This is a genomic window from Bacillus sp. DX3.1 (assembly GCF_030292155.1).
Lineage (GTDB): Bacteria > Bacillota > Bacilli > Bacillales > Bacillaceae_G > Bacillus_A.
Window position 1 is genome coordinate 1,252,406 of record NZ_CP128153.1, and the last position, 14,196, is coordinate 1,266,601.

The window sequence follows — 14,196 nt, forward strand, 5'->3', positions numbered from 1 at the left end:
AATCGTGTAGGAGTTTACAAAGGAAAAAGTACACTATTCTCCAACAAATGATGTGTTTATACTATGGAACTGCTTACAGGATGTAAGTGTGGAAAGATTATACCATAAGGTACTACATGTAATTGTAGTAAACGTAAGTCGAAAACAACTACTGAACTAAGTGAATCCGATAAGTTAATGAAGACATATCGTTGGAAGAAGTTAAGTAAAAAGATAATTCAGCGTGATGGTTACTGTTAGTGATGTTTCCGTAAATGCGGAATCATAAATACAGATGAGTTAACAGCACATCATATTAAATCAAGACATAACCATCCAGAATTAACATTCGATGAAAGCAATTTAATATGTTTGTGTTCCACATGCAACAAACAATTAGGGAAAACAAACCATTGTGATTTTTCCAGTTTTTCGTTTATGAGGTTGTCGCTTTTTTACTGTTTCTTTTTCGTTAAAGTAACTTAAGGACATAAAAAAACCTCCTTCATTCTCATTCAGAATTAAAGGAGGGGTTTCAATCAAAACTTGAGCGGTGCTCAACGTTAGTTTTGGTCAAATATTAAATTTATTAACACTTGGTACATAAGGATATGATCCCGACTGGGTTCGAACCAGCGACCTCCACCCTGTCAAGGTGGCGCTCTCCCTGCTGAGCTACGGGATCATGATATGTATAGGAAGTAATGTATGACTAATTGTAAATTAGTATAATCATAAAATCAAGTAGTAAATGATATTATTTTAAGTTTTCAGATTTTAATTTTAGGTAATATATACTTTTTACAACTCTATGGAAATAAGGTATAAAAGAATTAGGAAATAGTTTTATAAAATATGTATAAATAAAAGGAGCACTAAATGGTAAGAAAAACTTTTACAATGCGTGTACCTAGAAATAGAACGATTGCGATTAATGGAGCGATTCTTGATGTGGATGTGTCCCATGATGAGTTTATAGACGAGTTTATCGCTTGGACAGAGTCTAAAGGCTGGTCGTTTATGGGTATGACAGATGAGGTAACGGAAGAGGAAGCAGGGAATAATTTAATAGATTTATTGAGTGATGAGAAGAATAAGAAGGAGTGAATCCTTCTTATTCTTATGCAACCTATTATGTCCTTTCTTGTAAAATTATGATATAGTGAAAAATGGCGATTGATTTTCCAATTAAATCCCAATGAAATGTTTTAACAGGTAAGACAAATAGATACAGCGTAAAACAAAGTAGAAAAGGGAGAGTCACATGGTAAATTGTAAGAAGATTATGGTTTTTGTTATGGTGAGTTGTTTGTTCTTTTTAGTGCCTATGACATTGTATGCTGAAACTGGCACTGCACCAGCACCACCACATGTACCTGGGTCAGATCCAAATGTATTTGGTCAGTTTGCAGTTTCAATTGATGCGAAGACGGGGGATGTGTTGTATGACAAAAATGCATATCAACATGCATTTCCGGCAAGTATGACGAAGGTGTTGACTGCTATTTTATTAATGGAGCATGTAAAACCAGAGGAGAAACTTACGTTTTCACAAGCGGCACTAGATCAGGAGAAGAGTAATTATCAACTTGAGTTTCAAGTGGGGGAAACAGTAGATCGTAATACAGCACTGATGATTTTAATGGTGCTAAGTGCCAACGATGTTGCTTATATAATTGGTGAGCGTGTCGGAGGAAGCATAGAAAATTTTGCGAATATGATGAATGAGAAAGCGAAGCAGTTGGGGGCAAAAGATAGTCATTTTATAACGCCAAATGGCTTGCATGATCCGAATCATTATACGACTCCATATGATATGGCCATGATTGCGAGAGGTGTTCAGCAATATCCTGAGATTTTACAGGCGATGAATACGAAACGGACAACTGTTACAACATCAAGACAGACGGTATCTATTTTTAATAGAGGAAATTATTTTGAAAACCCAAATAGTATTGGTGGGAAAACGGGTTTTACAAATGAAGCACGTAATACACTTGTGTTGTTCAATGAGAAAGATGGCAACCGCATTGTGAATGTTGTGATGGCATCACAAAGACCAGAAATTTATGAAGATATGCGTCAAATTGCGGATTATTCATTTTTACAATTTACGAAGCAAATGGTGCTAGATAAAACGAATTGGCGACAGAAAACAACATATTTAAATAAAAATGTAGATGGTGAACTAGAACGAAGTGCGGAGCTTATGTTAAAGAAAGAAGAAGGAAAGAATGTTCAAACGGTATTTCGATCCGCTCCAGTTGATGAGGGAAAGCTGTATGAAAGAGGCATTCATCGTGGTGATGTCATTGGAACAGTGGATGTGAAGAAAAATAATCAAACGATTGAAAGTATTAATGTTCTCTCAAAAGAAGATGTTACATTTGAAATGCCGAAAAAGAATGTAGTGCCATCCGAATCATCTGAATCAAAGTACTCGTATGAAATGCTTGCAAGTATTGGGGGAGGGTTTATTGCTTTGCTGGTACTTGGTATATATTTAGTAAGACGGGGTAAAAAGAATACGGTTTCAGAAGAAAAATAGGCAAGTAATAATTGCCTATTTTTTATTGCGTTTTCTAAACGTTCATTATAGTATGGGAATAAGTTCTCTTTAAAGAACATTGTGAAACGTCCTTGTTTTGAGATTATATGAACAATGAAGAGAGGAAGAGACAAATGAAACTAGTTTGGAAGATTATGAGTAATGTTATCTCATTTGTTTTATTTGCGGTAATGGTTTGTTTAGCGTTTGTTGTGATTTCATCAAAAGTAAGTGGCGGAGATCCAACAGTGATGGGATATCAATTTAAAACGGTATTATCTGGATCCATGGAACCGACATTTTTAACAGGATCGGTTATTGCGGTGGAACCGACGAAAGATGGATCTAAATATAAAAAAGGGGATGTTATTACATTTAAAGAAAGTGATAAGAAACTTGTAACGCACCGTATTATTGGCGTGAAAAATGTAAATGGAAAAGTGATGTATGAAACAAAAGGTGATAATAACAATGGCCCAGATTTAGAACCAGTTCTTGCCGAAAATGTAGTTGGAAAGTATGGAGATATTACGGTTCCGTATGTTGGATATTTATTGAGCTATGCAAATTCTAAAGCAGGAGCAGCTTTACTATTAATCATTCCGGGGATACTTTTGCTTGGATATTCTGCAATTTCTATTTTTACTGCTATTCGCAGCATCGATGAAGAAAAGAAAAATAAATCTTCAGATGTAGGAGAATCTGTGTAATTTGATTATATTATCCAATTTAGAGACTGATAAATATATATAGGTGGACATGACTTTAAAGAAAAAAACATGCTTTAAGGGGACGCTATTGAATTACAATGGACGTTTGATGCGAAACAAACGGCTGGTGTAGAGAAATAATTATATAAATAGGCTATCAAAGTGATAGCCTATTTTATTTCATATATGACTTGTGACATATCATAGGATAAAGCATACAAAAGAAAAAAATTTGAGGGAGGACTCTTTTTCGTTATATACAGATGAAAATGGTGAAATGGTATGTCATAATTATGTCACTTTTTGTCTCATGGAATATATTTCTTTTTTTGGAAAAATTCTTTATAATGAAAAATAAGTTCGTTATAAAGAACAACCGCGCGTAATGGGAGAGATTATAATGTCAAAATCTTCAAAGAAAATAAAAACAATACTCATGTTACCGTGTATGTGTTCAATAGCTTTTTACTTGGGCTCTCAAGTAGTTACGTATACAGAAGCTTCTTTTGTAAATGAGACAAAAATACAATCCGCCATTTCTACAGCAATTGTATTTCCAAAAACGATCGATACATTAACGAAAGAGGCCGTGCAGCATGAACGCTCTATTTTGAATGCATATGAAGAGATGCTGCGTGTGGGAGAACCTGATTCTGTTGCAGCACTGCAGCAACAGGAAAAAGTGTGGAAGCAGCAACATGAGAAGATGAAGCCTGCGTATGAAGCATTGCAAAAGATATATACAGAAATAGAAGGCCACTATAACCAAGCGGTAGAAAGTACAAAAAATAATAAAAGTGAATCAAGTCAACAAGTGCTTCAATATGTACAAGCTGGTTTTACAGCGGTCAAGAGTATTCGTGACAATGTGGACAAGCAAGTGAACCTACAGCAAATTGACGAGAAAATTGTTTCCTTACAAAAGCAAATTGAAGAAGAAGCGAAGAAAGCAAGTAAAGAGCAGCAGGAAGTAGAAAAGAAAACACAAGCTGAACAAGTAGCATCTTCTTCGCAAACAAAAGAAGAGATCCAGCAACAGACAAAATCTAGTTCCGAGTCAATTAAACAATCCCAGAATACAGAACAAGACACGCCAGCAGTTCAACAAAAAGCAGAGAAAAAAGAAGAAATCGCTGTAAAGGAAGTTCAGTAATATTTATGGGTTATACCTTCTACAATCGTGGAGGTTAACATAAAAAAATGAATTTCAGGGGGAATATGGAATGGGAATTAAGAAAAAATTAGGAATGGGAATTGCATCTGCGGTATTAGGGGCATCTTTAATCGGTGGAGGAACATTTGCATATTTTAGTGACAAAGAAGTAACGAACAATACGTTTGCTGCAGGTACGTTAGATCTTTCTGTAGATCCAACGACAATTATTGATGTTGATAATATCAAACCGGGAGATACGATGACACGTGATTTTCAGCTTATCAATAACGGTTCGTTAGATATCAAAACTGTGAAATTATTAACGGATTATAAAGTAATAGATGCAAATGGTAATAACCAAGAAGATTTCGGTAAGCACATTCGTGTAAACTTCTTCTGGAACTGGGATAAATTAAGTGAGCCTATTTTCTCAACAACATTGGCTGACTTGAAAGGGATGTCTCCAGATGCAGTTGAAGAGAGCATCTTTGCTGGCTGGTTTGCAGAAAATGGCGGTTTACAACATGGTGATTCTGATTACTTATGGGTACAATACGAATTTGTTGATAATGGACAAGACCAAAATCAATTCCAAGGTGATAAACTTGAATTGCAATGGACATTTGAAGCAGAGCAAACAGAAGGTGAAGAAAAATAATAGAATTACTATCAAAAAGGTGGGATCTCCCACCTTTTTTTATAGTAATTCTCATTTATATGAGGGATATAGATGAAAAAAATAAGTGGTTATATGTGTTAGTTGTGTATAGTGTTATAGCATTGCTCATTGGTATTACAACGAACATTGAGCAAGTGCGTGCGGAGGAGAGACAAGAAATAGATATAAGTCTTACACCAAAAGAAGTACTATTTCATGTGTCGGACATGAAGCCAGGAGACTGGGCAAATCGAAGTATCCGTGTTAACAATGAAGGAATAAGCAAACTAACATATATAATGAAAAGTGAAGCTGTTGACGGATCTAATGAATTATATGAAGCTCTTAAAATTGCTGTAAAAGATAAAGAAAAAATCTTATATGAAGGGAGTTTAAGGGATTTTGGAAAAATGAAAGGGCGTACACTGGCAGTAGGCCAAAGTGATGAGCTTACTTATACGGTGCGTGTTCCGGAAGAACTTGGCAATGAGTATCAAGGTTTACAAACGAAAGTGAAGTTTATTTTTTATGCTGAAGGGGCTAATGGAAGTGGTGGAGAAATAGGAAACGGAAATGGAACGGGAAACGATCAATCTGGATCTTCTACTGTGAATCCGGGTAATGATTGGCAATTACCACGTACAGGTATGCAGCAGACTAATATGATTTTACTAGGGATCGGACTGATATTAGTTGGATTTTATTTGTATAGGAAACATAGGAAGAGTTAAGTTGCGAAAAGACTAAATTACTTCTCCGAAAAAGAGGAAGGAGAAGTAATTTAGTCTTTTTTATTTGGAACGAACGGACAATAATGCCTAGAGAAATAACAAAAATTCATCCCGCTATTTGCAGGCAGTAAGACCCCCACTTCAAGATTCAGAGAGAAACAAAGAAGATAGGTGGAGGATAACTGCCCGTAAAAACCCGATTGGTGAAGGCTGATTATCAGTGGGGGATGAAGAAAATCCTACTGATAAAAGTTTCACTTTATTGAGGGTGTTTTTCATTTTAGGTTATATTCAAATAAATCAACTGTATAAATTAATAGATAAATAGAGTAAACTTATGAAAAATAAAGAAAATGGTTTTAAAATGTCTTTAAATTCCTTTAAAACATAAAATTAAGCTGATTTTGTTGTTTCGTTTATAGGTGTTTGTTCTTTATAATGAACACAAGGTAGCTTTTTAAAGAACGAAGATAACCAGGGATATTGCACTTATATTGATCATAGCAAAGAGAGAGAAATTCTATTAGTTAGACCTCTTATTTCTTACATAAGAGATAACAATAAAAACAGCTAGGGGGAATATGAAGTGAGCTTAAAGAAAAAGTTAGGAATGGGAGTCGCATCAGCGGCATTGGGGTTATCTTTAATCGGTGGAGGAACGTTCGCATACTTTAGCGATAAAGAAGTATCAAATAATACATTTGCAGCGGGTACGTTAGATCTTGCGGTTAATCCAAAAACAATTATTGATATTGATAACTTAAAACCTGGTGATACTGTAAAGAAAGAATTCTTATTACAAAACAAAGGTTCTTTAGCAATTAAAGATGTAAAGTTAGCAACTAAATATTCAGTAACTGATGCTAAAGGTGATAATGCTGGTGAAGACTTTGGTAAGCATATTAAAGTGAACTTCATTTGGAACTGGGATACACAAAGTGAGCCTGTATATGAAACAACGTTAGCAGAATTACAAAATTTAGATCCAGACCTTGTAGCAAAAGAAATCTTTGCTCCAGAATGGGGTGAAGAAGGCGGCTTAGAAGCTGGAACAGAAGACTATCTATGGGTACAATTTGAATTTGTAGACAATAATGCAGATCAAAATATCTTCCAAGGTGATAAGTTGAATTTAGAATGGACATTCAATGCAAACCAAACAGAGGGTGAAGAGAAGTAATAAATTAGGAAACAAAACCAAAAGCGGGGATTCCCCGCTTTTTCTAGTAAATGAAAAAAGAGTGCTCCCCAGTATGCACTCTTTTTGTAATCTATTATTTCTGGTTTTTCTTCCATTTTGTAAATTCTAGAAATTCGCGGAACTGTTCTTTTGATACACCAGAATTCATCGCTTCTTTAACAAGAGTTGTCCATTCAGAATCTAATTGATTTTCAGATGTTGTTTCGTCATGAAGGAGTATATCAACCGGAATCTGCAGAACATTAGCAATCTTTTCGAGAAATTGAATGGAGGGATTTTTTTGTAAATTACGTTCGATGGAACTAATGTAAGATTTAGCGACACCCGCTTTTTCAGCAAGTTCTGTTAAAGAAATCCCTCTTTGTAGACGAAGGCGTTTTATACGTTCTCCAATCATTTTTGCGCACCTTTCTTCTGTATGTAGTCAGCTTATGATGTCATTATTATAACACAATTTTCGTTAAAAAGAACAACGCTGTTAGTTTCCAGAAGGGTGTTTCACATGGTGGAAAAAGTGTTCGATTTCTTGAATAGCAATTCCTGCATCTAGAGCTTCAAGCATTAAATCAATCCATTCTTGATCTAGTTTTTCGGTATTCTCTTTGTACAAAGTGTATTCCTCCCTAATTGTCCATCGTAATAAATGATGCGAAATAATCAATCTTTTAAACTTATTATAATGTTTTAAAAGGTTAATATGGTAAAATTTGTGTTAAGTTATTGTGTATTTTGTAGGTGAAATGCCCGGTTTTGTCGTTCTATACAGAAATTGTAATAGTTTTATCAAACTTTATCAATATTTTCTGAAAAAAACGATAAATTAAGATATATTTTTATATAAGATATGGAATTTTTACAAAAATATTAAAAAAGTTACAAAATAAAACAAATTGTTGAAATTTTATTGAATTTTTATTATTATCTAAATATTAATACAATTTGTTATTAGGGGAGGAAATAGGGATGAGAAAGAAACCTTTTAAGGTACTGTCCACGCTTGCTGCGGCAGCCGTGCTTAGTTGCACATTTGGGGTTGGAAGTCAGTCTGCTTATGCAGAAACACCAGGTAAAATTGTGACTTCAAGCCCAGTTGATGATCATTTAATTCCAGAAGAGCGTTTAGCAGAAGCTCTTAAGAAACGTGGGGTTATTGACAAGTCTGCTTCAAAAGAAGACACGCTAAAAGCTGTTGAAAAGTATGTAGAGAAAAAGAAAGGTGATAACCCTGGAAAAGACCCAGCAGCGGGGGATAGCGTGACGCAAGAAGCTTCAGACTTTATGAAAACAGTAAAAGATGCAAACATGAAAGCGAAAGAAAAAGTAGATCAACCAGCTAATGGTAGTGCTGGTCAACCAAGTAGTCCTAAAGGGAATTTAAATGGGAAAGTACCAACTAATCCAGCAAAAGAAGCTCCGTATAATGGAGAAGTTCGTAAAGATAAAGTGCTTGTGTTACTTGTTGAGTATGATGATTTTAAACATAATAACATTGATCAAGAGCCAGGTTATATGTATTCAGATGACTTTAATAAAGAGCATTATGAAAAAATGCTCTTTGGTGATGAGCCGTTCACGTTATACGATGGTTCAAAAATTGAAACATTTAAACAATACTACGAAGAACAATCAGGTGGTAGTTACACGGTAGATGGAACAGTGACACAATGGTTAAAAGTTCCTGGTAAAGCGGCTGACTACGGTGCTGATGCTGGAGAAGGTCATGATAACAAAGGACCAAAAGGACCACGTGATCTTGTAAAAGATGCATTGAAAGCGGCGGTAGATAGCGGATTAGACTTATCGCAATTTGACGAGTTTGATCAATATGATGTGAATGGTAATGGAAATAAAAATGAGCCAGATGGGCTTGTAGATCACTTAATGGTACTCCATGCAGGTGTAGGGCAAGAAGCTGGTGGCGGTAAATTAGGAGATGACGCAATTTGGTCACATCGCTGGACAATTGGACCAAAACCATATCCAGTAGAGGGTACAACAGCAAAAGTTCCATATTGGGGCGGTAAAATGGCAGCATTTGATTACACAGTTGAGCCAGAAGATGGAGCAGTTGGTGTATTCGCACATGAATTTGGTCATGATTTAGGTCTTCCAGATGAGTATGATACGAAGTATTCTGGAGGCGGAGAACCAGTGCAAGCTTGGTCTATTATGAGTGGTGGTAGCTGGGCTGGTGAAATTGCTGGAACAACGCCAACAAGCTTCTCTCCGCAAAACAAAGAGTTCTTTCAAAAGAACATGGGCGGAAACTGGGCGAACATTGTAGAAGTAGATTACGAGAAATTAAATAAAGGTATCGGTTTAGCAACATACTTAGATCAAAGTGTAACGAAATCTAATCGACCAGGTTTAATTCGTGTTAATTTACCAGATAAAGAGGTAAAAGGAATTGAGCCTGCATTCGGTAAGAAATATTACTATAGTACAAAAGGTGATGACCTTCATACAACAATGGAGACACCACTGTTCGATTTAACGAATGCAACAAATGCGAAATTTGATTTCAAATCATTATACGAAATTGAAACAGATTATGATTTATTAGAAGTACATGCAGTAACAGAAGATGGAACAAAAACATTAATTGACAAGATTGGCGATGAAAATGTAAAAGGTGGCGCAGATACAACTCTTGGAAAATGGGTAGACAAATCGTATGATTTAAGCCAATTCAAAGGTAAAAAAGTGAAACTTGTATTTGAATATATTACAGATGGTGGTTTAGCGCTTAATGGCTTTGCACTTGATAATGCATCTTTAACAGTAGATGGACAAGTTGTCTTCTCTGATGATGCAGAAGGCGATGCAAAATTGAAATTAAATGGATTCGTTGTATCAAACGGATTTGATAAGAAAGATCATCATTACTATTTAGAGTGGAGAAACTATTCTGGTTCTGACGAAGCGTTAAAACATGCACGTGGGCCTGTATATAACACTGGTTTAGTTGTATGGTATGCTGATGAAACCTACCTTGATAACTGGGTTGGTGTCCATCCAGGAGATGGTTTCTTAGGAGTCGTAGATTCACATCCTGAAGCAATCGCTGGAGTTTTAAATGGAAAACCAACGTATAAAGATAGCACACGTTTCCAAATTGCGGATGCTGCATTCTCATTCAACCAAACACCAGCTTGGAAAGTTGTACATCCAACACGTGGCACATTCGTATATGATGGATTACCAGGTGTAGCGAAGTTTGACGATTCTAAAGCTTATATCAACCAACAAATTCCAGATGCAGGACGTAACGTACCGAAGCTTGGCTTGAAATTTGAAGTAGTTGGCCAAGCAGACGATAACTCTGCAGGAGCAGTTCGCTTATACCGTAAATAATGAAGAAGCTGTTGAGAGGTTTTCCTTTCAACAGCTTTTTTTATCCCGCAATAACTGGCAGTAAAACCCCCACTGATTAAAGCTTCACTTTATGAGCAAATATATTTTCAGTTAAGTAAAAACTCATATATAATGAAACTTCACATATAGTAATCTTTTATCAAGGTGATCTATATAAATACAAATTAAAAAACCGACATAAAACCCTTCTTTTTAGGTGGGAGAGAGCATCCGGCCATGCATAGAAGCGGTCAAATCCTTTTCCTGCCCCATGCCAAGTGAAAACAAAGAGAGAAAACGAGTGCAGGTCACCTTTTGTTATCCATAGCCGCGGCTATATGTCGAAAAATCAAAATGGATATATACATAAAAGTGAGGTAAGAGTGATAAAAATGTTTTATATAAATAGAAGGAGTGTGTAGCTGATGAATATCACTTCTATTGTGAAAAGACAAAAGGCATATTTTTATAAAGGAAACACAAGAAATATAGAAGAGAGAAAAAAGCATTTACAAAGATTATATGAAGGAATTCAACATTTTGAATCGGACATTTTCCAAGCATTGAAACTAGATTTAAATAAGTCGGATCATGAATCGTTTACGACAGAAGTCGGGTATGTATTAAAGGAAATTTCATTTCTAAAAAAGCATCTTTCTTCATGGAGTAAGCCGAAGCGTGTTCGAACAGCATTAACACATTTTGGTTCAAGAGGAAAAATAGTTCCAGAGCCGTACGGCGTAACACTTGTGATGGCTCCGTGGAATTATCCGTTTCAACTTGCCGTAGCGCCACTTGTAGGTGCCCTTGCGGCTGGAAACACAGTTATACTAAAACCGTCTGAATTAACACCTAACGTCTCTAAGCTGCTTGCAAAGATGCTACAGGAGTTATTTCCAGCAGAACTTGTTGCGGTTGTTGAAGGCGGAGTTGATGAGAGTACAGCCTTATTAAAAGAGCCATTTGATTACATTTTCTTTACTGGTAGCGTTGGAATTGGAAAAGTTGTGATGGAAGCAGCGGCCAAAAGGTTGACGCCGCTCACGCTAGAACTTGGTGGTAAGAGTCCATGCATTGTACATAAAGATGCAAAATTAGAAGTAGCGGCACGGCGCATCGTATGGGGGAAGTTTTTAAATGCTGGACAAACCTGTGTCGCACCGGATTATATCTATGTTCATTCTTCTGTGAAAGAACAATTTATAGAAGCATTACGAACTGAAATACGAAATCAATATGGTGAACAACCGTTACAAAATGCAAAATATGTTCGGATTGTAAGTAAGCGTCATTTTGAGAGACTATGCTCTTTTTTACAGGATGGTACGCTAGAAGTTGGTGGGAAATATAATGAGGATGCTTTGCAAATTGAGCCGACAGTTTTAACAAATATAACTTGGCAGGATACAGTCATGGAGGATGAGATTTTCGGACCGATTTTGCCCCTTATGGAATATAACAAAATAGAAGATGTCATTACAACGGTTCAACAGCATCCAAAGCCACTGGCCTTATATGTATTTTCAGAGAATAAAGAAATTCAGAAACAAGTTATACGGAACATCTCATATGGGGGAGGCTGTATCAATGATGTTGTGTATCATCTTGCTACGCCATATTTACCCTTTGGCGGGGTGGGAAATAGTGGGTTAGGCAGCTATCATGGTGAACAGAGTTTTCGCACATTTTCTCACTATAAAAGCATTTTGTTGCAATCAACGGCATTCGATATGAAAATTCGCTATTCTTCTACAAAAAGTGCTTTAAAATTTATACGAAAGTTGTTAAAATAGTGATGGTGTTTATCAGTTGGCGTAGCCGTATGATAAAAACCCCTTCAACGTGAAGGGGTTTTTCTGTTCAACATGTATATCATGAAAAAATGAATCAAACATACTATATGGAATAGGAAAGAATGCTGTTAAACAACCATTTTTGTTTGGCTTGAAACAAAAAATAGTATATATAAAACCAATACGTATTCATCAATATAAAAAAATAAAAATTTGAGGTAGATAGGACGAGAAAATGAAAAAGATTATTAAAGTTGAAGCGGTAGAAAAACATTTTGGAGAACAAGTGATTATTCCACCTCTTTCTTTAGATATTAAAGAAGGGGAATTTTTAACGATTCTTGGACCGAGTGGTTGCGGTAAGACGACTTTACTTCGTATGATTGCTGGGTTTGAAACTCCTACAAAAGGTGATCTTTTACTTGATGATGAAAAAATCAATGATTTGCCACCTTATAAGCGTCATATGAACCTAGTGTTCCAGCATTACGCATTATTCCCACATATGACAGTTGAGAAAAACATCTGTTTTGGTATGAAAATGCAAAAGGTATCGGCCGCAGAACAAAAAGAGCGTGCGGAAGAAGCGATGCGCTTAACACAGCTACTTGAATTTCGTAATCGTAAGCCTTCAAAACTTTCGGGTGGACAGCAGCAACGTGTAGCGATTGCTAGAGCGATTGTAAACAATCCTCGTGTGTTATTACTGGATGAACCACTCGGAGCACTTGACTTCAAGTTAAGAAAAGATTTGCAGCGTGAATTAAAGAGCTTGCAGCGTAACTTAGGAATTACGTTCATTTATGTGACGCATGACCAAGAAGAAGCGATGAGTATGAGCGACCGCATCGTTGTTATGAATAAAGGACATATTGAGCAGATCGGTACGCCTAAGGAGATTTATAAAGAGCCGAAAACAATGTTCGTTGCGACATTCATCGGTGAAAATAATATTATTCAAAATGGGGAAACCTACGTAGCAGTACGCCCAGAAAATGTAAAAATACGCTCGGTTGAGCAACCGGTTATGCAAGAATATCACCTTGGACATATTGAAGATATTGAGTTTGTTGGAAATATGGAAAAACTTTATGTACGTGATGAAAAAACATCAGAATTATTAATGGCGTATCAAACTGCCGAAGAATCAGCGCAGTGGAGCATTGGAGATAATGTATATGTAGGCTGGGTGCAAGAGGATGAGGTGACCTTAAATTGAGAAAAGGGAAACTACTCGCATTACCTACAGTTACATGGTTGCTCATCTTCTTTTTATTTCCACTCTTATTCGTATTAGCATTTGCGTTCTTGCAGCGCGGAGCATACGGAACAGTAGAGATGAAATTTACATTAGATAACATATCGCGCGTGTTTGATCCATTGTATATGAATACATTATGGGAAACAGTGAAAATTGCGTTTATTACAACGGCTCTTTGTTTATTCATTGGTTATCCATTTGCGTATACGATCACAATTGTGGACCGAAAATATCGTTCCATTTTACTGCTATTAGCAACAATTCCGTTTTGGATTAATTTCCTTGTACGTTCCTATGCATGGATTGTCATTTTACGTTCACAAGGCCTTGTAAATACATTATTACTGAAGTTAGGTATTATTACTGAACCGTTAAATTTATTGTATAATACACCTTCTGTTGTATTAGGTATGGTATATTCTTTACTACCATTTATGATTTTACCGGTGTATGCATCGATTGAACAACTTGATAAACGAAAGCTAGAAGCAGCATATGATTTAGGGGCAACACCATTTAAAGCATTTTGGCATGTAACAGTGCCAATGACAATGTCAGGGATTGCAACGGGTTCGATTTTAGTATTTGTTTCATCTATTGGAATGTTCGTTGTATCCGACGTAATGGGCGGATCAAAAGTAGCATTAATCGGAAACGTCATTCAAAACCAATTTTTAGGTGCGCGTGATTGGCCATTTGGATCAGCGTTATCTATCATTGTTGTTCTGTTCTCCGTTCTGTTAATTTACTTATATTATCGTGCTACGAAAGTATATAAATACGGAAACGGAGGGGAATAGACAAA

Annotated in this window: 13 protein-coding genes and 1 tRNA gene; 11 read left to right on the top strand and 3 right to left on the bottom strand. The window is 36.1% G+C overall.

Translation table 11 applies throughout. The annotated features are described in order from the left end of the window. Window positions 1-591: 591 nt before the first annotated feature. Window positions 592-664 (bottom strand) — tRNA-Val (locus QRE67_RS06215). Between the two features lie 194 nt (window positions 665-858). On the opposite strand from QRE67_RS06215, the gene QRE67_RS06220 reads away from it, so the two are divergent. The 7 genes from QRE67_RS06220 (at window position 859) to calY (ending at window position 6,962) form a co-directional block, all read left to right on the top strand. Further along, window positions 859-1,086, top strand: coding sequence for a hypothetical protein (locus QRE67_RS06220; protein WP_286124030.1), 228 nt, complete (start codon window positions 859-861; stop codon window positions 1,084-1,086). 157 nt (window positions 1,087-1,243) lie between these two features. After that, on the top strand, window positions 1,244-2,527 hold the full coding sequence (locus tag QRE67_RS06225) for a D-alanyl-D-alanine carboxypeptidase family protein (protein ID WP_286124031.1): 1,284 nt from the start codon (window positions 1,244-1,246) through the stop codon (window positions 2,525-2,527). Window positions 2,528-2,661: 134 nt separating this feature from the next. Further along, window positions 2,662-3,237, top strand: a complete 576-nt coding sequence (gene sipW, locus QRE67_RS06230) for a signal peptidase I SipW (RefSeq protein WP_286124032.1) — start codon at window positions 2,662-2,664, stop codon at window positions 3,235-3,237. 400 nt (window positions 3,238-3,637) lie between these two features. Further along, the gene (locus QRE67_RS06235) at window positions 3,638-4,390 is read left to right on the top strand and encodes a DUF4047 domain-containing protein (RefSeq protein ID WP_286124033.1); all 753 of its coding nucleotides are present in this window, start codon (window positions 3,638-3,640) and stop codon (window positions 4,388-4,390) included. Window positions 4,391-4,460: 70 nt separating this feature from the next. Beyond that, window positions 4,461-5,051, top strand: coding sequence for a CalY family protein (locus QRE67_RS06240; protein WP_286124035.1), 591 nt, complete (start codon window positions 4,461-4,463; stop codon window positions 5,049-5,051). Between the two features lie 95 nt (window positions 5,052-5,146). Further along, the gene (locus QRE67_RS06245; protein WP_286124036.1) at window positions 5,147-5,782 is read left to right on the top strand and encodes an LPXTG cell wall anchor domain-containing protein; all 636 of its coding nucleotides are present in this window, start codon (window positions 5,147-5,149) and stop codon (window positions 5,780-5,782) included. Between the two features lie 586 nt (window positions 5,783-6,368). Next, complete coding sequence (calY, locus tag QRE67_RS06250; RefSeq protein ID WP_286124037.1) at window positions 6,369-6,962, top strand: biofilm matrix protein CalY; 594 nt, start codon at window positions 6,369-6,371, stop codon at window positions 6,960-6,962. A 94-nt stretch (window positions 6,963-7,056) separates the two neighbouring features. Here calY and QRE67_RS06255 read toward each other — a convergent pair whose 3' ends face one another. Both QRE67_RS06255 and QRE67_RS06260 read right to left on the bottom strand, forming a co-directional pair. Next, window positions 7,057-7,380: a helix-turn-helix domain-containing protein gene (locus QRE67_RS06255; protein WP_286124038.1), complete on the bottom strand. Its 324-nt coding sequence runs from the start codon at window positions 7,378-7,380 to the stop codon at window positions 7,057-7,059. A gap of 81 nt (window positions 7,381-7,461) precedes the next feature. Continuing rightward, a complete protein-coding gene (locus tag QRE67_RS06260) occupies window positions 7,462-7,593 on the bottom strand; it encodes an anti-repressor SinI family protein (protein WP_286124039.1) in 132 nt (43 codons plus the stop codon). Window positions 7,594-7,946: 353 nt separating this feature from the next. On the opposite strand from QRE67_RS06260, the gene QRE67_RS06265 reads away from it, so the two are divergent. The 4 genes from QRE67_RS06265 (at window position 7,947) to QRE67_RS06280 (ending at window position 14,191) form a co-directional block, all read left to right on the top strand. Next, entirely contained in the window at window positions 7,947-10,337 is a 2,391-nt protein-coding gene (locus QRE67_RS06265; RefSeq protein WP_286124040.1) for an immune inhibitor A domain-containing protein, read from the top strand. 425 nt (window positions 10,338-10,762) lie between these two features. After that, window positions 10,763-12,130, top strand: a complete 1,368-nt coding sequence (locus QRE67_RS06270; RefSeq protein WP_286124041.1) for an aldehyde dehydrogenase — start codon at window positions 10,763-10,765, stop codon at window positions 12,128-12,130. Between the two features lie 235 nt (window positions 12,131-12,365). Further along, a complete protein-coding gene (locus QRE67_RS06275; RefSeq protein ID WP_286124042.1) occupies window positions 12,366-13,349 on the top strand; it encodes an ABC transporter ATP-binding protein in 984 nt (327 codons plus the stop codon). Beyond that, window positions 13,346-14,191, top strand: coding sequence for an ABC transporter permease (locus QRE67_RS06280; RefSeq protein WP_286124043.1), 846 nt, complete (start codon window positions 13,346-13,348; stop codon window positions 14,189-14,191). The genes QRE67_RS06275 and QRE67_RS06280 overlap by 4 nt, the downstream gene beginning before the upstream one ends. Window positions 14,192-14,196 lie beyond the last annotated feature (5 nt).

Excerpts from the sequence above, each read along its gene's own strand:
- QRE67_RS06255 (WP_286124038.1), bottom strand. The coding sequence starts at position 7,380 with ATGATTGGAGAACGTATAAAACGCCTTCGTCTACAAAGAGGGATTTCT.
- QRE67_RS06220 (WP_286124030.1), top strand. The coding sequence starts at position 859 with ATGGTAAGAAAAACTTTTACAATGCGTGTACCTAGAAATAGAACGATT.
- QRE67_RS06225 (WP_286124031.1), top strand. The coding sequence starts at position 1,244 with ATGGTAAATTGTAAGAAGATTATGGTTTTTGTTATGGTGAGTTGTTTG.
- QRE67_RS06240 (WP_286124035.1), top strand. The coding sequence starts at position 4,461 with ATGGGAATTAAGAAAAAATTAGGAATGGGAATTGCATCTGCGGTATTA.
- sipW (WP_286124032.1), top strand. The coding sequence starts at position 2,662 with ATGAAACTAGTTTGGAAGATTATGAGTAATGTTATCTCATTTGTTTTA.
- QRE67_RS06265 (WP_286124040.1), top strand. The coding sequence starts at position 7,947 with ATGAGAAAGAAACCTTTTAAGGTACTGTCCACGCTTGCTGCGGCAGCC.
- QRE67_RS06235 (WP_286124033.1), top strand. The coding sequence starts at position 3,638 with ATGTCAAAATCTTCAAAGAAAATAAAAACAATACTCATGTTACCGTGT.
- QRE67_RS06270 (WP_286124041.1), top strand. The coding sequence starts at position 10,763 with ATGAATATCACTTCTATTGTGAAAAGACAAAAGGCATATTTTTATAAA.
- QRE67_RS06275 (WP_286124042.1), top strand. The coding sequence starts at position 12,366 with ATGAAAAAGATTATTAAAGTTGAAGCGGTAGAAAAACATTTTGGAGAA.